This is a genomic window from Alicyclobacillus fastidiosus, from assembly GCF_026651875.1.
GTDB classification, from domain to species: Bacteria; Bacillota; Bacilli; order Alicyclobacillales; family Alicyclobacillaceae; genus Alicyclobacillus; species Alicyclobacillus fastidiosus.
Genome location: NZ_CP104067.1, coordinates 1,798,050 through 1,820,066 on the forward strand (window position 1 = coordinate 1,798,050; position 22,017 = coordinate 1,820,066).

The 22,017-nt window shown below is 45.9% G+C and carries 24 protein-coding genes and 4 pseudogenes; 18 read left to right on the top strand and 10 right to left on the bottom strand.

Features of this window, described 5'->3' with window-relative positions:
- The first annotated feature begins 98 nt into the window (after positions 1–98).
- Positions 99–947 (top strand): glycoside hydrolase family 16 protein, encoded by an 849-nt coding sequence (locus tag NZD89_RS08900; RefSeq protein ID WP_268007363.1) that lies wholly within the window; start codon positions 99–101, stop codon positions 945–947.
- A 113-nt stretch (positions 948–1,060) separates the two neighbouring features.
- Complete coding sequence (locus tag NZD89_RS08905; protein ID WP_268007364.1) at positions 1,061–1,405, top strand: site-specific integrase; 345 nt, start codon at positions 1,061–1,063, stop codon at positions 1,403–1,405.
- Between the two features lie 63 nt (positions 1,406–1,468).
- Here the strand turns inward: NZD89_RS08905 and NZD89_RS08910 are convergent, their stop codons facing one another.
- The 4 genes from NZD89_RS08910 to NZD89_RS08925 all read right to left on the bottom strand — a co-directional run bounded on the left by NZD89_RS08910 (position 1,469) and on the right by NZD89_RS08925 (position 3,726).
- Positions 1,469–1,687 carry a hypothetical protein gene (locus NZD89_RS08910; RefSeq protein WP_268007365.1) on the bottom strand — a complete coding sequence of 73 codons (219 nt, stop codon included), beginning with the start codon at positions 1,685–1,687 and terminating at the stop codon, positions 1,469–1,471.
- Between the two features lie 70 nt (positions 1,688–1,757).
- Positions 1,758–2,093 carry a hypothetical protein gene (locus NZD89_RS08915; RefSeq protein ID WP_268007366.1) on the bottom strand — a complete coding sequence of 112 codons (336 nt, stop codon included), beginning with the start codon at positions 2,091–2,093 and terminating at the stop codon, positions 1,758–1,760.
- Between the two features lie 529 nt (positions 2,094–2,622).
- Positions 2,623–3,153, bottom strand: coding sequence for a YfiT family bacillithiol transferase (locus NZD89_RS08920; RefSeq protein ID WP_268007367.1), 531 nt, complete (start codon positions 3,151–3,153; stop codon positions 2,623–2,625).
- Between the two features lie 183 nt (positions 3,154–3,336).
- Positions 3,337–3,726, bottom strand: a complete 390-nt coding sequence (locus NZD89_RS08925; RefSeq protein ID WP_268007368.1) for a VOC family protein — start codon at positions 3,724–3,726, stop codon at positions 3,337–3,339.
- 461 nt (positions 3,727–4,187) lie between these two features.
- Here NZD89_RS08925 and NZD89_RS08930 point away from each other — a divergent pair.
- From NZD89_RS08930 to NZD89_RS08940, 3 genes and pseudogenes are all read left to right on the top strand, one after another.
- Positions 4,188–4,511: pseudogene (locus NZD89_RS08930) on the top strand (Y-family DNA polymerase); the annotation flags it as partial.
- Between the two features lie 21 nt (positions 4,512–4,532).
- Positions 4,533–4,679: a hypothetical protein gene (locus NZD89_RS08935; RefSeq protein WP_268007370.1), complete on the top strand. Its 147-nt coding sequence runs from the start codon at positions 4,533–4,535 to the stop codon at positions 4,677–4,679.
- A gap of 142 nt (positions 4,680–4,821) precedes the next feature.
- On the top strand, positions 4,822–4,953 hold the full coding sequence (locus NZD89_RS08940) for a hypothetical protein (RefSeq protein ID WP_268007371.1): 132 nt from the start codon (positions 4,822–4,824) through the stop codon (positions 4,951–4,953).
- A 33-nt stretch (positions 4,954–4,986) separates the two neighbouring features.
- On the opposite strand, the pseudogene NZD89_RS08945 reads toward NZD89_RS08940, so the two are convergent.
- From NZD89_RS08945 to NZD89_RS29540, 3 genes and pseudogenes are all read right to left on the bottom strand, one after another.
- Positions 4,987–5,165 (bottom strand): annotated as a pseudogene (locus tag NZD89_RS08945) (asparagine synthase).
- 360 nt (positions 5,166–5,525) lie between these two features.
- The gene (locus NZD89_RS08950; RefSeq protein ID WP_268007372.1) at positions 5,526–5,855 is read right to left on the bottom strand and encodes a hypothetical protein; all 330 of its coding nucleotides are present in this window, start codon (positions 5,853–5,855) and stop codon (positions 5,526–5,528) included.
- Between the two features lie 438 nt (positions 5,856–6,293).
- Positions 6,294–6,428 (bottom strand): annotated as a pseudogene (locus NZD89_RS29540) (helix-turn-helix domain-containing protein); the annotation flags it as partial.
- 351 nt (positions 6,429–6,779) lie between these two features.
- Here NZD89_RS29540 and NZD89_RS08955 point away from each other — a divergent pair.
- The 4 genes and pseudogenes from NZD89_RS08955 (at position 6,780) to NZD89_RS08970 (ending at position 11,371) form a co-directional block, all read left to right on the top strand.
- Positions 6,780–8,228 carry a tetratricopeptide repeat protein gene (locus NZD89_RS08955; protein ID WP_268007373.1) on the top strand — a complete coding sequence of 483 codons (1,449 nt, stop codon included), beginning with the start codon at positions 6,780–6,782 and terminating at the stop codon, positions 8,226–8,228.
- A gap of 519 nt (positions 8,229–8,747) precedes the next feature.
- The gene (locus NZD89_RS08960) at positions 8,748–9,407 is read left to right on the top strand and encodes an SGNH/GDSL hydrolase family protein (RefSeq protein ID WP_268007374.1); all 660 of its coding nucleotides are present in this window, start codon (positions 8,748–8,750) and stop codon (positions 9,405–9,407) included.
- 339 nt (positions 9,408–9,746) lie between these two features.
- Positions 9,747–10,253, top strand: a pseudogene (locus tag NZD89_RS08965) (hypothetical protein); the annotation flags it as partial.
- 554 nt (positions 10,254–10,807) lie between these two features.
- Positions 10,808–11,371, top strand: a complete 564-nt coding sequence (locus NZD89_RS08970) for a DUF1003 domain-containing protein (RefSeq protein WP_268007375.1) — start codon at positions 10,808–10,810, stop codon at positions 11,369–11,371.
- 318 nt (positions 11,372–11,689) lie between these two features.
- Here NZD89_RS08970 and NZD89_RS08975 read toward each other — a convergent pair whose 3' ends face one another.
- Genes NZD89_RS08975 through NZD89_RS08985 form a run of 3 tightly spaced genes read right to left on the bottom strand, consistent with a single transcriptional unit; the run spans position 11,690 to position 13,164 of the window.
- On the bottom strand, positions 11,690–11,923 hold the full coding sequence (locus NZD89_RS08975) for a hypothetical protein (protein WP_268007376.1): 234 nt from the start codon (positions 11,921–11,923) through the stop codon (positions 11,690–11,692).
- 45 nt (positions 11,924–11,968) lie between these two features.
- Positions 11,969–12,289: a hypothetical protein gene (locus tag NZD89_RS08980; RefSeq protein ID WP_268007377.1), complete on the bottom strand. Its 321-nt coding sequence runs from the start codon at positions 12,287–12,289 to the stop codon at positions 11,969–11,971.
- Positions 12,286–13,164: a hypothetical protein gene (locus NZD89_RS08985; RefSeq protein ID WP_268007378.1), complete on the bottom strand. Its 879-nt coding sequence runs from the start codon at positions 13,162–13,164 to the stop codon at positions 12,286–12,288. The genes NZD89_RS08980 and NZD89_RS08985 overlap by 4 nt, the downstream gene beginning before the upstream one ends.
- A 1,487-nt stretch (positions 13,165–14,651) precedes the next feature.
- Here NZD89_RS08985 and NZD89_RS08990 point away from each other — a divergent pair.
- The 9 genes from NZD89_RS08990 to NZD89_RS09025 all read left to right on the top strand — a co-directional run bounded on the left by NZD89_RS08990 (position 14,652) and on the right by NZD89_RS09025 (position 22,004).
- A complete protein-coding gene (locus tag NZD89_RS08990) occupies positions 14,652–15,458 on the top strand; it encodes a glycosyltransferase family protein (RefSeq protein ID WP_268007379.1) in 807 nt (268 codons plus the stop codon).
- Positions 15,401–15,841: a glycosyltransferase gene (locus NZD89_RS29545; RefSeq protein ID WP_369125241.1), complete on the top strand. Its 441-nt coding sequence runs from the start codon at positions 15,401–15,403 to the stop codon at positions 15,839–15,841. The genes NZD89_RS08990 and NZD89_RS29545 overlap by 58 nt, the downstream gene beginning before the upstream one ends.
- 319 nt (positions 15,842–16,160) lie before the next feature.
- Positions 16,161–16,352: a hypothetical protein gene (locus tag NZD89_RS08995; protein ID WP_268007380.1), complete on the top strand. Its 192-nt coding sequence runs from the start codon at positions 16,161–16,163 to the stop codon at positions 16,350–16,352.
- Positions 16,353–16,368: 16 nt separating this feature from the next.
- Positions 16,369–16,665: a phage terminase large subunit gene (locus NZD89_RS09000; RefSeq protein WP_268007381.1), complete on the top strand. Its 297-nt coding sequence runs from the start codon at positions 16,369–16,371 to the stop codon at positions 16,663–16,665.
- 688 nt (positions 16,666–17,353) lie between these two features.
- Positions 17,354–17,896, top strand: a complete 543-nt coding sequence (locus tag NZD89_RS09005) for a hypothetical protein (protein ID WP_268007382.1) — start codon at positions 17,354–17,356, stop codon at positions 17,894–17,896.
- A 299-nt stretch (positions 17,897–18,195) separates the two neighbouring features.
- Positions 18,196–18,333 carry a hypothetical protein gene (locus NZD89_RS09010; RefSeq protein ID WP_268007383.1) on the top strand — a complete coding sequence of 46 codons (138 nt, stop codon included), beginning with the start codon at positions 18,196–18,198 and terminating at the stop codon, positions 18,331–18,333.
- A gap of 903 nt (positions 18,334–19,236) precedes the next feature.
- The gene (locus NZD89_RS09015; RefSeq protein WP_268007384.1) at positions 19,237–19,875 is read left to right on the top strand and encodes a helix-turn-helix transcriptional regulator; all 639 of its coding nucleotides are present in this window, start codon (positions 19,237–19,239) and stop codon (positions 19,873–19,875) included.
- Between the two features lie 41 nt (positions 19,876–19,916).
- Positions 19,917–20,384, top strand: a complete 468-nt coding sequence (locus NZD89_RS09020; RefSeq protein WP_268007385.1) for a RidA family protein — start codon at positions 19,917–19,919, stop codon at positions 20,382–20,384.
- A gap of 12 nt (positions 20,385–20,396) precedes the next feature.
- The gene (locus NZD89_RS09025; protein ID WP_268007386.1) at positions 20,397–22,004 is read left to right on the top strand and encodes an N-acyl-D-amino-acid deacylase family protein; all 1,608 of its coding nucleotides are present in this window, start codon (positions 20,397–20,399) and stop codon (positions 22,002–22,004) included.
- The last annotated feature ends 13 nt before the right edge of the window (positions 22,005–22,017 follow it).

Consider the following 22,017-nt stretch of genomic DNA (forward strand, 5'->3'; position numbering starts at 1 on the left):
TCAGGAATATAGCAATTCAATGAACCTCCTCATTCTCTCGATAAAACAATACAGATTTAGACCTACTACATTAAAACAAACGAGGTCGTACACAAGCGATGGAGTTTTTTGCAAAACTTAAGTTGAAAAAGGTCAGATATCGAGCTTTCCTGCTACTAACAATAACAATCCTATTTCTTGTTATTGTCGTTCTAATGGTTCCTAAAGAGAGTGCCAACAAGGTAATCCACATCACCCATATCGAACCAACAAAAAATCTTATTCCAAAGAATCCGCCAGCATTTGACCAAGAGTTCAATACATCGTCAGACTTGAAGGCATGGAGAATAGTGTCACAGCCATGGCCCTATAGTAACGAATTACAATACTATTCCAAGCAAAATGTGTATATCCGGGATGGAAAATTGATTATTGAGGCTGACCACGCATCCTATCACGGAAGGGACTACATTTCTGGAAGAATTGACACAAAAGGGCGTTTTGAATTTACGTATGGAACGGTTGTGATTCGAGCAAAATTACCGGCCGGGAAAGGGATATTCCCCGCTTTGTGGCTCAAACCGGTAGAAGATCCTGTTTATCCTGAAATAGATATGATGGAATACCTTGGGTCCAAGACGAACAACGCATATGCCACGTTTCACGCTGCTCCGACTGGGCCTTACAAGAGTGTCGGAGTGACGGCCATCATGCCGTTTAATTTGTCTCTCAACTATCATACATACACGCTAGTCTGGAAAAAGAACGATTTGACGTGGTACATCGATGGACAACAGATTTTCCGCATGACAAAGTTTGTACCCAACGAGCCGATGTATCTGACAATAAACAATGCGGTTGGCGGTATGGCAGGGATGCCTACAAAGGAAACGCAATTCCCAGCATTTTTAAAAATCGATTATGTTCATATCTACACTTCAAATATAAGCAAGAACAGTCTTATATAATTTCACTATCGCTCTACGCTAATTTTATTCAGTAAAATTCATTCGTCGGGGTAGGCGTATTGCCTCTCCAAAGCCCCGGAATACGCAAGAAGTTCTCATGGGAGGTTGGACTTATGAATCTTTCTCAGGCGTCCGAAGCATTTTTGACTGTTCGAGGTCAGGAGGGATTCTCGCCGTTTACGATTCGCGCCTATCGGCAGCAACATAAATTGTTGATGCGGGACATCGGGGACATACAGGTGGAAGATGTGACACTGAGTATACTGCGAAATCATCTTAGTCATAACGAACTCTTAAAGCCCTCAAGTCTCGGCCATAAAATCCGAGCCATCAAGAGTTTGTTCGATGAAGAAACGCAGTGTTTATACATCATTACATATTTTTATGCAGTTGTCGAGATAGGGGATTCTGTCGCTAAAGACCCACGAGGGAGCGACAGAGTAAGAGTGTTTCTCTGACCACAAAATTTCCGCTTCATGGCGCTAAGCCATGACCGAGCGGTCAACCTCTAGTGGTGGGACTCACTTATGCTCACTTAGAAAGAGCCCCACATCACCGCTCATTCCAAACGGTATTTCTTTGTTTCCTTCTTTCGTGTATCCATCTAATTCAAATTCAGGCTCATTAAAATCAAGTAGTTTCGAATCACCAAACACTTCTTTTATTGGAGCATCAAAAATGAACTGTATGGATTTTCCTTTTTTCAGATTAGCTGTTGGGTCGTTTGGTTGACCTTTCACAGCAAACGGATTCCACTTTGAACCATTAGGTGTTTTTATTGTGCATAACTCAGATACATTGTAAGATGGGTTAATTCCATAGGCGATGTACTGCTGATTTGAATCGCATATACTTCCTCACTCGATTAGAACGCCAATTGAATACAAAAACATTAAGTGATAAAGCAGCCATTAACAATAGCGAAGAAAGGATTGCTGGGATCGCCCAGTCATGCTGTATATGAAATATAGAAGCCTCTCTCAAACCGTCATAAATTGGTTGGGTAGTTACGGAGGCATTTTTGAGCATTGACTTTGCCCATAAATATCGCACACCATATGCCGAGGTGAATGCTGCACTCACCAGCCAGACAGAAAAAACAATAACAGTGACAGAGATGGTAACCCTTTGTACAATAGTTCGCATTCACCGAACCTCCCCTGAACATTTATAACTAACATTACATTTCAAGGAATTATGTACCTGTACCTGCTTATTCAGGTAAACTGACCCAGTGTGCAGCAACAGCCGTGAAATCGATCTGAATATCCATGCATCCATCATTGGACGTGTCTTCAGTTTTTCCCCGTTAACAATCTGAGAACCACTGCTTTATGCTAAACAGTTTTATTTTTTTCCTTTCTTAAACCTAATCGCAATTGCGAGAATGCAAATAAACACCACCAGGCCACCAATAACCCACCAATTTGCATGTGGAGGGTTATATGGCTCTATTGTTGGAGTATTAACTTGAATCGAGCTGGTTGAATTAGAATGGTTCACTATTTTACCTCCACATGTGGGGACACAGAAAGTCATCAGTAGTAATCAGGCATTGTAAGGCTATGTTTCATCTACGATTTATCGGGCTAACCTGCCCCTGTGCGACAGAAGTGAAATCGCCCACCAGCGCATAATGATGCGACACTATGCCTCGTTTTCCAGGAATAACCCTTTACCACCCCATACGTTCTCGCAGAGATGTAATATGAGCGGTATGGTGTTTGCTATGCCAAGCAAGCAGACCGATAACATTCTCTAAAGTCCATGTTCCACTGACAGGATGCACATACGCGCGACCAAAATCTTCGGTGTTTAGTCCCCGCAATAAAGTCACTAAACGCTCTTGTATCAGTTGAAACAACTGTAGCGACGACTCAATGGGAACGTCGCGATAGTCAGGCAACTCAGCCCACAAATCTTCTTGCTGTATTGTAATAATGGGATGGTCCTCCGTTAAGGCGAATTTAACCCTCGTATACGCCACCATTTGACCTTCCGCTAAGTGATGAACGACTTGCCGAACGGTCCATCCACCAGGCCGATACGGAGTGTCTAGTTGCTCTGGTGATAACCCTTGTACAGCCAAACGCAGTTTAAGGGGGAATTCAGCTATATCGTTTATCCATCGTTCTTTCTCTTCTGGAGTAACTTCATGCTTAGCCTGATATACCTTACCAATTGGATAGCGGAGGTCCGCTCCCATGATTTCACTCCCCATCAATCTAGTCATAATTTTAAAATAACTCATATTGCACATTCCTGCCCGCTAACGACACAAGACATTGCTGCTAGGCAATGTATATCCATGCACAAATGAATGCACAAACTTGTGGGATTAATGCCCCCGTTGAAGAACCAATCCTTATAGCGTTCGCAAGATGGACGATTAATCAGCAAATATCTCATGGATGTTCCCTTCAGGATCAGCAAAAAAAGCCGTGGTTTGACCCCATGGCATGGTTGCAGGTTCTTTAATCGGAATAGCGCCCTTTGCAACAATGTCATAGTATGACCGCTCAACATCCTCTGAAGATTCACATGGGAAAGCAAGTTCAAAAGCTTGTCCTTTCAGTTCTGCTCTAAACGATTCATGACCTCCTGTGATGTCTGCCATCACCTGGCGGGTACATACGGAGAATCGTACACCTTCGTTTACAAATTCCGCATATCCATCCATTTCACTCTTAATCGAGAAGCCCAGTACATCCTGATAAAACTGTTTCATTTTTGGAACATCATTTGTCAGCACTGTAATCAATGCAATCCGAGCTTTCATTTTTTCACTCCTGTCATAAACTAAACAAGTTGTTATCCTTGATATTCAGTAGTCCTTACCGCGTTCCTGCATTACCTTTGCCTTTCTACGAACCATATACAAACATTTTTCGGAAAAGCCATGGGACTATTCTGCCCAATTATGTAATAAGGACATCGTGCACCAAAGCGATTATTTATGCAGTCGAGCGCGCTTGATGTGTGTAGGCCTCTCAATGCAGCAAATGCACTAGCTTATTAGGATTACCGAAGCCACTCAAACATGCCCCATAACCAAATGTTAACAACTGTCGTCCGGAATTTCTCTATAGTTAATACGATTTTAACGTCGGATTCTAACATGACGAATTGGAATCTATTTTATGAAGCTATGGTACGGATCACTATCAATAGAACAAAAGTCGGTCAAAAGATAGCTTACGTAGTGTTCCAAGCTGAGTTTCATTTACGAAACATCGTGAAAATTACATGGAGACGTCCTTGCGTATCCAGGAAACCATGCGACTTCCTCTTCCACTGCAGGAGCAGTTCAGCGTGGATGAGGAATTTTTTGCGATGCCTGCCGATTCACCGTTGTTCCCTGACCCGATTGAAGCAGCACGAAAACTTCAGGCGAAGATATGGGATACCTTCCGTATCCGTTGCTGCATAGGGCTAGGCCCGAATAAATGGGTGGCTAAGATGACGAACGCAAAGGCCAAGAAAACGCCCGGCGGCATCGTGTGGTGGACAGAGGAAGACATTCCGACGCAGTTGCACCCGCTGTCTGTCGAAGAGATGTTTTGACTAAAACGCCGAGCAGAGACTTTGCGGACGGAATTCAAAGCACACACCATCGGTGATGTGGCACGTGTACCAGTGGGGCAACTACGGGCGCGGTTCGGCGTTTGGGGCGATGTCATCCATCGATGGGCGAACGGCCGGGATATCAGCGAAATCAATCCAGATAGCTAGGACGCCGCTCATAAAGGATTTTCACACCGAACTACGCTTTCAACAGCACTGATGCGCGCCGTAAGTTTGACTAAAGCAGGCTAACTTATGGATATATCCAGAAAAATTGGTGGGCACTATGCGTAATGAGGTGGTTGTTTGTTTGACGCTATTTGGACCATTCGAGGATGAGGTATGGGAGGGCGTTCCGGTGGTGTACGCTGGGGACCTACACCTAATGGTGGATGGAGAGAGCCGACGAGTACCGGTGGAACGTTTGGTGTCGGTTCGTTGAAACCATAAGAGACGGAGTGTAGTGCATACTCCGTCAATTTTGCCCCGAGCGTCGGTGTTGCACCAAATCGATTGCCCCGAGCACAATATGTGCTGCACCAAATGCGGCAATTGACCAGCTAAGTGCAGGATTTACATTGCGTTCCGCAATGTCAGACCAGTGGCAGTTACAGCGGTCCCTAGAACAGTTGGAATCAACCCTTCTCGTACCATGCCTAACACCTCCGGATTGTCTAGGATCGCAAATATTATGGGCCGTTCGGGTTAAAAGGTCTCATTCTAGTTCCGCTGTCTGTGGACGCGAGCGGTTCGCGCTGTTGAATGAGTTGTATCACGTTAAGCGGGCACGTTATTCATCTCTGATAGTGCTGCTGCAGCACCTCACAGGAGACCCCTCGGAACGCGGGGTGTATACGAAGTTAAGGACCTTACCAGCCGGACCAACAGGGCCGGTAGGACCTGCAGGACCTGTTGGTCCTACTTGGCCCGTGCCCATCGGTGATCTTGCATACAACGCGCGGGTTTATGCAGTCCTCGACCTTCTCTCAGCCTTCCCCTAGTGTATGGACTCTACTACCCGCGCCGAAAAGGGGCGAATCGTTTGTTTGCCTCGGGGAGCGTAGAAAGCGTTGTGATCTCTAAAATTTTTTCCATTTCGCCCCAGGTTTCGCGGACTTGTGCATTTTCATGTGCCTTTTTGGCTGCCTCAGGGCCATTCCATTCGAAAATTTCTAGGAACGTTCCATCCTGTGATTGAAGCAGGAGTGTCTCTTGTTCGGTGATTAGGCCATTCGTACGCAAGGTTGGGACATGCTTGTTAAGCAGGGCTCGTGTTTCCTCCTCGTGGCCTGGTAATGGACGGTATGCAACTATAACGACATTTGTATCAGGATTCTCGTGCATCAAATCGTGCTCCTATCCTCTGATTTTTAAAAGCGGCGTAATTCAGTCAGTGGGTTCCAAAAGCCTTGGATAGTCTTGTCTTCGACAGTCATTCGTATCATTCTCCATTGGAATAGTCTCTTGCCCATTAGTTTCTGTAGATAAACAAAATGTCTACCCATGATTTCTTGCTCTTCTGCAGTCATGGTTTCAACGAAGTTGTCACGGTGGGGCGAATGATATACACGAATTCAAGCATTAGTCATCATCCTCAGCTAGTCAGATCCCCACATACTGACTTATACCCGCGATTCCGGCACCATGGGCAGCATCCGCGTGTTTCTTTCATCTCGAAGCCGCAGACAGGACAATATACGGGGCCTTGGATCACTCGATCCACGATGCGCTTCGCTGCTTCCTTTTGGCGTTCAATGAGTTCTGGAATTCCGAATGATTGCATCATTCATCCTCCTCCAGAGGCCACAACTCATGCACTGTTGTACCTAGTGCCCGAGCGATCTTTTGTGCGTCGTGCACGTTCGGCACGGACTTTCCACTAACAACCTTATTCATCCATGTTTGTGTAAGGCCAGTTCGGTCAGCAAACTATCCGAAACTCCACTCATTCGAATTAACAAAAGGGAATAGGGTTGCCTTTAAATGACTCCTCGCACGAATGGTATTTTGACTCTTTCGGCACAACCGCTGCGAGACCACGGACAGCACTGGCATCTATGATTTAATGTTGGATTCAAAAATTACGTTCAAAAATGAAGATTCGGAAACTGCGCTGCCCCGTATGTGCTGCTGTCGGTGTAAGAGTTCAGGGTGTAACATGTTGTGCTTTTAAGGGCGAAGCCAAGCATCTATGGATGTGGTAGTATGGATAGTCATCTGTGTTTCTGACATTGCTGTACCTTATTTGTATTTGTGAGGAGTTTTATGGTGAATAACGTTAGAGTTTGGGTCCTTATAGTCGAGCTTCTTGAAGAACGATTCAGAGCGGAGCCTGATAAGGTAGAGTTATTGTTTGAGAAAGCCTGTCTTTTAACAAAGTTGGGGCGCATGATTGAGGCTAGAAATACTTATTTGGAGTTATTAGCACGGCAGCCTTCACATGTGGGAGCACTAAACAACTTAGGCACATTACTCTATAATACAGGATTTCGATCAGCAGCTCGAACAGCCTATACGGAAGCTGTTTCACGACACCCTTCGGATCCAATGGGGCATGTAAATTTAGCGAATTTATTTTTAAAAGATGGCGAGTTTGAGTTGGCCCGAGAACATTACAGTACTGCTCTTCAATTGACTCCTAACCATCGTGAAGCTCACAAAGGTTTATCTTATGTGTATGCGGAGTTAGGGAATGAAGTAGAAGCTGATTTTCATCGACAACTTGGATTTCAGGGACAGTCAATCGTCGAGTTTCCTTATCATGGGGCTGTGAAGCCCATACGATTATTGTTGTTAGTTTCTGCTGTTGGAGGAAATACACCAACTGCAAATTTCCTTGATGATCGTGTTTTTCAGACGTTTGTTGTGTTTGTAGAGTTTTGTGATTCCGACACTCCTCTTCCACCACATGAATTTGTTTTCAATGCGATTAGTGACGCGGATTTGGCATATCCGGCGTTAGAAGCTGCTCAGGTTATTCTAGAACGTACTAGTGCACCAGTGATAAATGATCCTTCTGATGTTCTTTTTACGAGACGCGTCGATATCGCACACCGATTCTCTCAGGTTCCCGGTGTGATTACTCCGCGAACCGCTGTGCTATCGCGTGCACTTCTTCAATCCTCCGATGCATGTACCGCATTGATGAATCAAGGGTTTGAGTTCCCGATTTTATTGAGGAGACCAGGTTTTCATACAGGGCGTCATTTTATACGAGTAAATGACGCCTTGGAACTGGTCTCCGCAATTGATGACCTGAAAGGTGACGATTTTCTCGTCTTACAGTATCTCAACTCACAAGCGGCAGATGGATCGTTTCGTAAGTACCGAGTGATGATGATTCAAGGAAAATTGTATCCGCTGCATCTTGCGATATCGAGGGATTGGAAGGTGCACTATTTCACTTCCGAAATGGCCGCTTATTCGGGATATCGTGCTGAAGAAGCTGTGTTTTTGCAGGATATGTCAGCGGTTTTGGGGGGACGTATCATGGCTGCGCTGAAGCGGATTCAACACGAACTCAAGTTAGATTATGCCGGAATTGATTTCGGTGTAAATGAGGATGGTGACCTTTTATTGTTCGAGGTAAATGCAACAATGGTGGTTAATCCACCTGAACCAGATGAACGGTGGGACTACCGTCGCCAAGCTATTGACCAAGTTTTCCAAGCGGTTCGGAGTATGTTGATAAGTACGGCTAACACCAACCTTGGCTAGGCAGATAAACGCTGTCAAGAAGCTCTCAGGGTGCTTAAAGAAGGCATGTGTAACTGAGTACTTGAGGGGCGGTTAGGAATTGAAGGCTTTTAAATGGGATAAACACGGGGTCAGTATTGGAATGCTCGAATTGAGAGCCACCCAACCTGACAAAATAAAAAATTAGCCTTTGACAAACGAAATTATGCTAATCAAAAATAATAGTATGAATAGTGCGGAAGCGGTTTATGCATTCGGTTGAAAATGATGGGGTAACGGTTTTGGAAACTAGGGATTTGAAGCATCCATCACTTTGATAGTGAGCTGTCGATGTCGTGAAAGCGTATGCACCAGTTTGCCCTCCCGACTGGATAAATCGGATCGTTTCTGACTAATAAATAGGGGGATAATAATTGAGTGAAAAATGGAAATTGGACCCTGTAGCGGGAACAGCTGCAATGGTGGCAATTTTGTTGGTGGGCTGTGGAACAAGTGATAATTCCACAAATAGTGGTAGAACTACCTGGGGAGGACTCTGGTGTGTTGCTTGAACATGGAACGAAACTTGTCATGATAGGAGATTCCATTACAGATTGTGGACGTAAGCATCCAGTTGGTGAAGGATTGTTTGATGCACTTGGACACGGATATGTATCATTGGTTAATGCATTGTTGGCTAGTGGATATCCAGATTATCGCATTCGAGTAGTGAATATGGGCATAGGTGGAAATACGGTACGAGATCTACAGGAACGTTGGCAGTCAGACGTACTTGAGTTAGAGCCAGATTGGGTATCAGTGATGATTGGTATTAATGATGTGTGGCGGCAATTTGATCAACCGCTGATGCGCGAATCCCACGTGATGATCAAAGAATACGAAGTAACACTTAGAGAACTAGTTGAAAGAACATTGCCTCATGTAAAAGGGCTTATCTTGCTATCCCCGTTTTATATTGAGTCCAATCGCCAAGATGCTATGCGGTCGATGATGGACGAATATGGTGATGTTGTTCGACGCATAGCAGAGGACAACAATTGTCTGTTTGTAGACACACAAGCAGCTTTTGACTCGGCTTTGAAGCATGTGTATTCAGCTTCTATTGCACTCGACCGGGTTCATCCGTCTCAAACAGGGCACATGATTATTGCACGTGCGTTGCTTAGAGCACTAGAGTTTGATTATGTTCGGGTAATCTGAGGTGCATTGAGCATAGACACTTTCAGCTTCATTAGGGGTAAGTCAGCACCAAACGTTTAAAGCCACTCTCTGAAGGAAGCTCAATGATTGCGGGCTTCCTTTAATACGTGCAGGAATCTGATTGCGGCTACTAAGCATGTGATTCAAGACCGTCCAAATTCTAGACGGTCTTGAGTCGGACAAAGTAGTGCGCGAGGTGACCCGAATAATGTTACAAGTGGTCGGTTGATCCATACGTTCCGTGCACTTACAGTAGCGGTTGGTATAACCTCCTCCTTGACTGGCTGTGATGTAAACAACGCTCTGTCTAAAGTTTCGTCAAATGCAACTAAACCGAACGTGTCGACGCACGTTGAGGAACGTAAACTACACGCGAAGTACACAGCGACAACCGTATTTGTTTACGACACAGGTAAGGCGCCTAAAGTTTATGGCATGCGCAAGTTCCCGTATCCGTATCAAGCCATGCTAGCTATATCGTCGGACGCGGACAGTGAGACGCTTCGTAAGTTCAACTTGGTTCATGAGTTTATAAACACTACGCAGATGACGCCACTTGGCAAAGGTCTTGGACTCGATTTTTCAGACTCATTTTTCATGTATAACGGCGATAATGAACCCGGCTATGTCGATATCAATCACGAACCGATGTCTGATGAACTGTCATATTTCAAAGGGGTCTCGGACCAGCCGTATGCTGCAAGTGTGATCAATCGCTATATCCACGACGGTTGGATTGATACGATGCACACGTATGGTGACTTTAGCCAGGTGGATCAAAATAAAACGCTGTTTAGGCGCCAACTGGCGAAACAAGCAATTAACGCGCTGAACGCCAATGACGACAGTAAATGTGTTTTTGAACATGCTTAGTAGAATTAATCCTTAGCCTACAAACAAGCTTGTTCCAAGGTAAAGGTCTCGTATCGATTCTCAGGGTTCGGTACGGGGGTATTTCTACTTAGTGGGCCACTGTCAGCCCAAATCAGTACGGTAACGACTATGGCGACTACACATGCCGCTGGTCAGAGCAGCGGGATATGAGATCGACAAACAAGCGAATAAAACAACAAAGGGACAAGAAAAAACGACAGCCCCAGATAAGGCTGTCGTGAGGAAAAGTCTTGAACCATAGTTTATCCACGATATCTCAAAATTACATTTGAGGGCGATTGGCGACTCTATACCTGAGTTGATGGATATAACGCAACAAGGCCGTCACGTGACGACCCATTGCGGTTTTTTTGTGTGGATAGGTACTTCTGAGCGTAAGCGGACCTGATTTTTTGGAAAATGGATATGAATTGTCAGTTCTTAGGTGGTGAACGATATAATGGCTTAGGATTCGTCTCGGTGTTGTATTAAGTGCGTTCAATTCCCCAAAAAGAGGAGTTAGGTACATGGTAAAAAGGAATTACTATGTCAAACCTCAGGATATTCAGCAGGATGCGTCCACATTTGAGGGATTTGACATTCTAATCAATGAGACGGATGCAAAGAGAATCGACCGGTTAGTGGACAACTATGAACGTCGAATTATGATGCATTTAGATGACGAATATGTTCGTCGCACAAGGTGGACAGATCGGTTGGCAGACCGAATTGCCTCATTCGGCGGCAGTTGGTCCTTTATTATAATTTTTGCGATCGTACTTGCAGTGTGGATTTTGTGGAATACACTTCCTTTCATTCCGCTTCGTTTTGATAAACCACCTTTTATTCTTCTTAATCTCTGTCTATCGTTTATTGCGGCGTTTCAGGCTCCAATCATTATGATGAGTCAAAACAGGCAGGCCGCTAGGGACAAGCATGAATCTGTAATCGACTTCGCGATTAATTACAAGGCAGAGCAAGAAATTAATGATATGCAGAGTCACCTGCACCGCATAGAAGGAAAGTTATACGAATTAGAGCAATTGCTCGTGGCTATAAATGATCAGAAAGCTTCAAGCGATGACGAATAATCGTAATTCAAAGTTAGGGAGATGATTTTCATAGGGTAAGCGACGTACCGCACCGACCTAGATGGTTTAGCATGACAACACACATGGACAAAAAGGTGCCCCTACGAAAACACATCGTCGGGGCTAAATTCTGTAATAGCCTCTCGGTATTGGATGGTTAGAAAATTACATGAACCAGATGAATTTCCAGAAATGAACTGGTAACCATCGGCTTCATGGTTGTTCGACAAGGTTCCTTGAAAAAGGGTATAGCAAACAAAGCGATGACGATGGGATTTTTAAAAAGTCATCGCTGGAGATGGTATGATTGGGGTGTTCTCAAGCTGACAAGAGCATTGGCTTTAGGTCCAGGTTGCTCTCTTGGTACCAAGCGTCAATGTGTTGACACATTGCAATGCCATAGACCCGGATGGTCCACATCATGGTGGTGCGATGCTTGGCGGCTTCGAGGTGGTAATCCTCTTTTGCTCGCTTGTTGCTGCGTTCGCAGGTGGTTCTGCGTTTGTAGATATTGGTCCACTCGTTGCTGTTGCGAGCGACGGGTGGAAACAAGCGGGGATTATCCTTGGTGTATGTGTGGACACATCTTCCGTAAGGTCAAACGGAGCATGGCGTGTCACATGTCACCACTCCCTTTACGACAAGCGGACAGTGATATTTGCGACGGGCTCTTGAGCTGTCGTATCCACGGTCTCTCATCTCCAGCCCTTTCTTGCAAATCGGAACCCCATTTCGAGAGATCATCATATCGTCTTTGTATTTCTTGTTGCCCGTGTTGCGCTGATTCATGTCGATGAACGGTGTAATCTTTTGTGACCTTAGATACTCGTAAATCGCCATGGCATCATGTGCAGCGTCAAGAAGAACTCTGTCCCAGGTGTATTCTCGGAAGTATGCCTTGAACTCACGGGCACTCACGACCCAAGATGTGGCATCGTGTCGGGAAGCCCTTTGTAGCCTAGGGTAAATCGGTAGGTCGTAAGGGCTATCCGCAGCGACAAGGCTGTATAAGTGGTAGCCGAAGTAAAACTTATTTCGGTAGCTGTCCCAGCCCATGTCGCAGTCTGGTTGTGAGAACTGGCGATGACAGGAGCACTGATTTTTTCCCTGGTCACGACAGGAACAAATTCGCTTGCTACGAATCTGGGCTGCTGTTTGCACGGGCATACCGTCACCAGCGATGGACAGGGCATGTACATTCCTAACAAACCAAGTGAAGAGGAGACAGAGAGAAATTGTTGTTGGAAGAGGCGAAGCAGCACGTCAAAAGGCTGTGAACGAATGGCTGTACGTCTTTGCAATTGAGATATGAGTTTGGCAATTCTCTTTGGATTGGTAGTGGGCGCCTTTTCTCCCTTTTTTCCTCTCTTGGGTTTCTTTCGACTAAGTCTTCGCCTAGATGCAATGTTGGGAGAAACGTGATTCCATAGCCGCCCAAAGAAATCGTAGAACGTACCTACGCCCGGGGTGTGACCATACTCAAAACCACTGAGGATAGCGTATAACGGGCAGCGGCGGAGCTGGTTCACCCACTTCGTGATGGATGGTTCTCCAACCTCAAGCATGAGAAGGTAGGAACGGAGTAGGTTCGCAGGGTCAATGGATTGGGGACCACGACACGAGTAAGTACCTTTGACGCACTGGAAGGTGTCAGAGAGATCTGTGACCCAAAATTTTGCTACGAGCGCCCAGTTTTTGGCGATGAACAGCAGTGAGCCATTCGAGTAGTGCAGGCGAAGACGTTCCTCAATGAACGATGGATACTGTTGGTGAGACCGAAGGATAGGTAACATAACACAACCCCAATATGGATGAGATAGGACGGCTAAGCCCTTCTCGGTGATTATTGGGATGATTCCAAAAAGTCAAGTGTTATTTGATGTTCCAGCATAATTTGTTCCGAATTCGTATTTGAATTTCCAATTCAGTACCCTCGGCATATGGAGGGAACGTGGGGGCAAATGAAAATCTCTCTAGGTCCAAAACCTTGAGAGACCAATAAAAACCAAATGCCGAGAGGCTATTGTATTGAAAGGGGGCAGTGCAACAACACATCAACATGACACCATCATTGTAGAACGTGGATGTTACGGTTGTATTTCAAACAAGTAACGATTGTGTTTCTTGGAGGAATATATGGACGCATTGATACAGTAAGTCGAACGCCCTACCTGTATACGGACGTCAAACGGAGTCTCCCTTAGCAATACCCTGTCTTCCGTTCTCACCGTTGTCCTACAAGGCCGAGTGGGATGTAGGATCGACAAGGAATCAACACGGGCAGACATAGGCGGGACAATGGAACATTAAAAAACGACATCCGTACATAAATGTCGTGAGGAACGTTTCATCATCAATTATAGAGGCGATGGAGACCGGAACACACACGCCGGTATTCGGATTATTACCGATACCCTTTATTGCCATTGGAACAGAGACCAAACGCTGATTGACATGCAAAAGGACAGCCCACTATGGACTGCCCTTATTCAGCGTTCAATAGGATGTGTCTATGTATCCAGAGTTACTTTTTCTTCGATGTTTTTGCCTTGGATGAAGTAGTTTTGGTTGAGTGCTTAGACGTTGTTTTCTTATGCACTGGCTTCGTTGCTTTCGTTTCATGAGACTTTGTTGAATGAGTCGTAGCGTGAGTTACTTTTGAATGTGTAGCCGTTTTGGACGTAGCGGCATATGCCATAGTCGGTGTAGCGAGTAGTGCAATGGTTGCTAGAGTGGAAAGAACTACTTTTTTCATTTATAGGACATGTGTGCTCAAAAAAAGTTCAATCGAAGTCCGTGAACATTGGAACATGAAAAGGACAGCCGCTCGGAATACGGCTGCCATGGAGGAAAGGGATGTAAATCGAAAGCGTCTCAGGCACATCATCGTTCACACCACTGATGATATAGGTGTCATGTGAAACTGAGATGGAGGCGTTATGACGATTATATGGAGTGTACGTTTACAGAACCCGTACCTTTCCCCCTCTCCTCGACGGTGCGCTTCGTAGAGAGATTTACGTTTCGTCGCTGTCTTGTGCAGTTTCTTCTCAAAGAAGCCACTTCAAATGACTTTGATTGAATAATCCTAGGCATGATTCTGCAACCTCATTGATAAAGGCCGTAGTGAATGTCGATACCGTGTTTGATTCAAATCGGATGCCTTATCTACACAAAATGAACAAATCGCCTCCAATTTATTTTAAATCGTGTCAGTAATCATCGATGTGCAAGCCAATGAAAGCTTGTAGCCAGATATAAACTTTAAGGCGGTGTACATATGTTCAAAAACTGGCTTAGTTTTGGCATGTCGGCATACCATACACCTGGTTTTCAAGATACCTCGCGATTGATGACGCGGGGATTTAAAGGGGAAGTCATCTATGTGGAACCATCCCGATCGTTATTTCATGAGAAGAAATTCAAAGGAACATTGTGGGGGTGGAAATCATGTAAAATGGGCGAACACAATACGGTCTTGACTCCCCCCTTATCGATTCCAAAAAAATTAGACATTTTATCGACTGCAGTCAAACGTCAAATAAAGAATCTCGATGATGAGCTTTCCCATCACTGGGGACACGAGTGGAGGAATGAGACGGTCGTTTACGTCACGAATTGGACACCTTATCAATATCGGATTATAGAGCGACTCAACCCGCAATATGTCATCTTTGATTGTGTTGACGATGTACTTTCATTCCCTTACGGATGGAATCGGGAAGAAGTAGTTACAGCTTGGCGTCGATTAGCAGAACTTTCGTCCACCGTATTAGCTGTCTCTCCAACACTTCGTAATCAAATGGAAGAGTTACTCAATAGACCTGTTGTAGTTTTGCCAAACGGAGTTGATGCGGAACTCTTCATGAGTCCGTCGTCTGAAGTTCCAACCGGATTAGAGCACAACGGAAATCAAATTCGTGTAGGTTTTGCCGGAACGTTAAACCACTGGATCGACTTTGAAGCAATGCTTTCCATTGTAGATACTTTTCCGGAAGTTACTTTATTTTTGTTCGGGAAAGAAGTCAGATGGCAGGTGATCGACACGCTCAATCCTATAGACGGCTTCTCGAGCACGAAAATGTAAGATATCTTGGTGCTATTCCCTATGAAGATTTACCGGGGTACCTTCAAGCATTAGATATACTGTTACTGCCTCGTATATCGTCAAAGGCGAGTACATCTTCTAATCCCTTAAAGCTGGTTGAGTATCTTGCCGTGGGTAAACCCATTGTCGTCGATGGTGTTCCGATCACATCGGATCTAAATCGCCTTGTTTATACGACGAACGAAAAAATTACCTTTCAAGACGCATTTCGAAATGCGATGGTTGAAGTGCGTAACCCTTCAAAGAGTAGAGTTAGGGACAGGCAGGCCTACGCCCTATCACGTACTTGGGATGAACGGGTTAACAGGGCACTAAGGTCCGCTTTACCAACCTATATCTTATCCGCGGGTGCGAATGAATAATACCGGGGCAATTGTGACCGTACTTAAACCTAACACGATCAAGCAGAAGGGTAACGTTTTTCACGATACCCTGATTGGCCGGCGCCGTGACGCTTGATTTGTACCATATTCACCTTTTACTGACACAGGCGTGGATGGCACACTTATCGACGGCCTCGAGGAAGAAGTCATGGACTTGGGGACTATCAGAAGATATCCCGCAAAGCGAAGTTCCCCGACCGGATGAAGGCACTGGAACTGCTCGGTAAGCATCACGGCCTATTCAAGGACAACGTGAATGTTAGCGGCGATGTGTTCGTGAAGTTCGTGGATGATGTCGATGACTGAAGCCAGGATGTCGGAGAAGATACTTCCGGCGTTCCGAGGTCCGTGGAAAGAGGTTCGTAAGGGCGAGCACCTGTATTACGTCCTGACGGGCGACCGCAACTCCTCCAAGTCCACGCACATCAGTATCATGCTCGTGTACGACATCATGCGTTACCCCATAAATGTCCTGTGCCTGCGGAAGTGACGCGCACGCTCGAGGAGTGTTTCATGGCGCCGACGATCCGGCGAAGATCAAGTCCATCAAGACGAGCAAATTCCCAATCGCTCGCCTCTGGGTGGAGGAACTAGCCGAGTGTCAGACGGAGGACGAGGTATCAACTATCGTTAATTCCGTGGTACGTGCAGAGCGACCGCATTCAGCCTTTCGCATTCCTGCAGATGATGGACGGAAACTTCGCCGCGTTCCCGCTCGGCGTGTCCTGCTATCCACTCCACCTCGGCAGACGGACAGCGCACAGGTCATTACGCGGCAGATTAACGGCTATGACCTGACGTGATCCAATTCAAGTACAGCGTGCTAGGCATCTCGGACAAGTTCAACGAGATCGGTTGGACTTTGAACGTTGCAGCTAGTGCGACAATGAGTCACACAATACAGCACGTGGTTCAAGTATAGGGAGTTGATCGTATGAATGACGCGACGAATTTGATCAAGGCGCTCGGGCTTCACCCACAGAGCAAAACGAGCGTGAACTCCACGGCGAAAAGGCAGGCGCGTGGAAGATCGCGACGATCCCGTCCGCGTACAGCGGCAGCGGGCGCCCGACATTGTTGTTCGATGGCGAGTCCACGGCGTCAGGTCGTCCCTATCCGTACTTGTCGCCATACATGCTGAGGCAGGGGATCGTGTTCTCGTTGCGATGCTAAGGAACTCAGGCGTAATCCTTGGGAAAATCACATGATGGTATTTATATCCTGCCTAGCATATAATGATGGAAAGTCATTGCATGTTACGGGGCCTTGATTGATTGCCAGAGCCATTGGACACCCCATCAAGTGGTTGTTCATTTAAGTTGGCTTCATGATCTACTACACATTCGAAGCGTGTGTGTTCCTTGGGACTGCCATCGTGCTGTTCGTGATTTGGGCTTCGAAGAAGATAGCTGCAAAGCGACAGGCAAAGCAAATGACCAACAGTAACCTAATTGAAATCGATACTTACAGCATCCTTCTGGGGGTGCTTTTTTGTTTAAAGCCGGAGGTGAAGAGGTAATGCTGACATGCGAAACAGGCGACATCCTTCTCTACAGCACACCGCCGAACTTCGACACGTGTTTAGTCATCGAGGGTGAGCGCATGGAAGACCCGGGAGAGAGCAGGTACTTCTTTCACGTAGCCATTGCGCTTGATGCTAACCGCAAAATCGAGGCGCGGGGGAAAACGGTCGCCATCGACCAAATTGACTACGGCCAGTTCGCTGTGTTCCGCCCTCCAGTCCCTCCGTCTCGGATACAGGCTGGAATTGAAGCAGTGCGGGAATGCATCGGGCAGCACTATGACTGGCTAGCCATCATTAATGATGGGATGTCGTATCTTACTCGTGACCTAGCTCATCTTCCTGACAAGTGGGTAGCGTCGTCCGAGCACAAACGGAAGATATGCTCATCTTTGGTCGCACTGTATTTCAAGACGGCATCATGGGGGCCGAAGTTCGGGCTGACGGTGAGTCCGGAGGATATTTACGAAGCGGTGAAAGAGTGGCCTGTAGTCGGGCTGACAGCGGGGTGACGGGGTGCACAATGAACAAGTGCCGAAGCGGGCCGTCGATATCCTAGAGAGGTTAGCCCGCATAGAGACAACGCTCCAACAGCGCTGGAGAAAACTGACACGACGTATCTCCTTTTTACTTAGCCATTGCAGTGATGCGGTGGCACTTTTTGTTCTCAGACGAGTGTGGCAAACGGTCATCCTCTCTTAAATGTGTGTGCATCTCCATACAATCACCAAATTGCTGACACATAGATTCAATCTGTACTCAATATACGGCTCGTATGCTTTAAGCAGAAATACCGGGAAGGGCGACAAACGTGGTCGCCATGGTCGCAGACGAAGGTGGGGTCTGCGGTACGGAATCTTTTACGGAGGGGATTGCTATCGGTGGCATTATTATCGCAGTTGGTGCCGTCTTTGCATTGATGGCGATGGCTGGGTTAACGATATGGTGAAGTGAAGTACAAACCATCAAACTCTACATGATGGAAATACGAAGGGAAACATATGAACAGGCTCTTAGAGATTGTGGGATTAGCTATTCTTCTTATCGGTTTATCGATATCTTTATGACTAACGTGTAATCACATCAAATGGTAGCACGCGGGATTTTTCGTGGAGTCCGCTGTCTCCCGACGCATGTGCTGAACACGGTTGTATATATTGTACGGCGTATCGTGCAAGCTGTTTCTATACATAATGCAAAACCTATCGGTGGGGTGAGTGTTTGAGTGATTCACGGAGTGACGTCCACACTTTAGTTATGATCGGTGTAATGGCCGCATTTTGTCTTTTAGGTGTCTTCTTCGTTGAAATTTACCTATCCCATCAAAATATCCAACTTCCATATGATGCTCAACAGACAGCAAGACCCGATGATGAACCTTTTGCGCGATTACACTCATGGTTTACCGCTCAAACAACGTTCAATCTCCTTATTGATGCTTTATGGCAGAAGTAACTCACATACACCTGCGGGCATTACTGCATGCTTCGAATCACACTTCCAAAGTGGTTCGATCAACGCCGAGGGTAATCAATCCTTGATACCCGAGTAGCCGTAAGATTTCCTAGACATTCTGCACTTCGTGTTCGCTGCTCCATCCGGCAGTTCGTATCCTTTCGTCGGACTCGGCTAAGCTCACCCTCCTCCACAGGCCATAGTTCATCCACTGTTGTATTTAAAGATGAAGCGTGTGTTGTGATGATGAGAGAGGCGAACTGAAATTAGAAGCATGTGAACTCATATTTCACTCATATGAACTCAAAACTAAATAAAAGTTTGAATAACAAAAATAATGTTTGGTGATTTCAGAACCCTGTGTTATCTTCAATTTATCAGAAGGGATTTGAGTGGTTTGAAATCTGTTCAAGATGAATTTGGGTTTTTAAAGGAACTTGTAAAGGGAATTGCACGTCAGTTTGGGAGTAATTGTGAGGTTGTGCTTCATGATTTGGAACGACCTTACGAAAGCACAATTGTGGCCATTGAAAATGGTCATGTTACTAATCGGAAGGTGGGTGATCCAGGAACAAATTTGGGATTGGAACTGTTGAGAGGTAGCGTTGAAAACGGAAATAAGTTCAACTACATTACCCAAACAAAGGACGGGAGGTTATTAAAATCAACATCAATTTATATGCAAAATGATGAGGGCAAAACAATTGGTAGTATTTGTATTAATTTTGACATAACAGCTTTGACAATGGCTGAAAGAGCGATTCGAGATATCACTGACTGTGATGTGCAGCCTGAGTACAAAGAGACCTTCGTTAATGATGTGAACGAACTAATGGATACTCTGATTCAGGAAGCCCAGGGCATCGTTGGTAAACCTGTGGCAATGATGACGAAGGAAGACAAAGTTGAATTTATTCGACATTTGGACCGACGAGGAGCGTTTCTCATTAAGAAGTCGGGGGAACGAGTTTGCAGCTATCTCAATATATCGAAGTTCACTTTATACAACTACTTAGGTAGCCAACAGTCTGATTGATTTTTGACGTTCAGTCTGTGAGTGCGATTGGAGGAAATGAATTGCTAGCGTCAGAAAGGTTAAAACAACTTGGAATTACGTTGCCTCCCCCACCAAAAGTGGTAGCTGCTTATGTGCCAGCGATCACCGTTCATGACTTAGTCTATACTTCTGGAAATGATTGTCGTGTAAACGGTGAACTCATGTACAAGGGGAAAGTTGGGCTAGACCTTACTTTAGAGGAGGGGCAAATAGCTGCCCGCCAGACGATGATAAATCTCTTGGCAGTCCTTCAAGCTCACTTGGGAAGTGTAGATAAAATAGAACGAGTTGTGAAATTGCTTGGTTTCGTTAATAGTGCCCCAGGGTTCGTCGAACAACCATATGTAATTAACGGTGCGTCAATGCTTCTTGAAGACATTTTTGGAGAAAAAGGAAAGCATGCTCGTTCTGCGTTAGCGGCACCGGAGTTGCCATTCAATACGCCTGTTGAAATAGAAATGATTGTACAACTCAAGCAAGAGCTTTAGGGAGATGTGACGATGTTTGATGTTCTAATTCGTGGTGGAACCATAGTTGATGGATCGGGTCGTCAGCGACATGTTGGCGACATCGGTATCTCCGGCGGTCGTATTGAAGCTGTGGGAAGTAGGCTTGATGGAGCCGCCATTGAAACAATTGATGCCAATGGGCTTGTCGTCTGTCCTGGCTTTATCGATGTTCATTCGCATGACGATTTAGCTATCTTACACGACGAAGCGTTGCCGTTTAAATTGTTACAAGGTGTGACCACAACCATTATAGGGAATTGCGGGCACAGCGTCGCACCTATGCCTCATGACATTGAGTTGCGTGAGGGCTTGAGACAATACATGGAACCTGTGCTGGGGCGTTGGGTGACCGCGTCCTGTACATTTGGTTATTCTGAAATAACAGAGTTTTACAATGACATTGTAACAGCCAATAAAAGCGTGAATGTTGGTGCATTAGTTGGGCACGGGCCGCTAAGAGTTCGGGTGATGGGTTTTTCGGACGCGCGCGCGACAACAGCAGAAATTGAAGAGATGCAGCGGTTGCTAAGCGACGCCATGGAAGCAGGGGCGTTGGGATTGTCGCTTGGCCTGATGTACGTGCCAGGGTGTTATGCGGGAGAGGAAGAATTGAAGGCACTCGCTGAAACGGTACGCTCCTATGACGGGATTGTAACCGCTCACATTCGCGGCGAAGGGGATTTTCTCTTACCTTCGATTCGTGAAATGCTCGAGATTGCGCGGTGTACAAAGGCTTCCATGCACATCTCTCATTTGAAAGCAGTAGGGCGGAAGAACTGGGGGACCATTAATGAAGCCATAGAGATGATTCGTACGGCACGTCGTGAAGGCGTTGATGTCACGTGTGATGCTTACCCGTATGCCGCAGGAAGTACAACCCTACTTTCGCTACTTCCACCATGGGTACTTCAGGGTGGTGTTCAAGGTGTGTTGTCACGTTTGGCGAACAACGAAATACGGAGAAAGGTGCATGGGGAGCTCGAGGCACAGGGAAGTGATTGGGAAAATGTCGCCTATATAACGGGGTGGGACCGTGTGATATTGGTATCCAGCCCTTCACGTAAAGAGTTTGAAGGTTTGTCCGTGGCAGAGGCCGCACGCAACATGTCTTGTGATGAAATCGAAGCCTACTTTCGATTGATTGAGGCGAACAACGGTACGGGTACGATTGTGATCCATCACATGGATGAACGCGATGTGGAACAGGTGTTGGCATTCGAGTATACAGCTGTGGGAAGCGATGGATTACCGTCAACAGAGGGACATCCACACCCCAGACTCTATGGAACGTTCCCTAGGTTCGTGTCCAAATATGTTCGTGAATCTGAGATTTTAACTCTTGAGCAGGCAATTCAAAAGGCAACGAGTTTTACTGTTGATCGATTCAAACTTGGTAAACGCGGCCGTATTCAAATTGGTTCAATTGCAGACATTGCAATATTCGATTACGACAAGTTCGTGGATGTCGCAACGTACGAAAATCCCAAACAGTTCACACCAGGATTGCGGCATGTGTTGGTTAACGGCAAGCTTGTTGTCCACGATGGAACGATTGTCGGTGAACATCCTGCACAGTTTATAAGGCGACGCACTAATTGAATGGGGTGAAGGA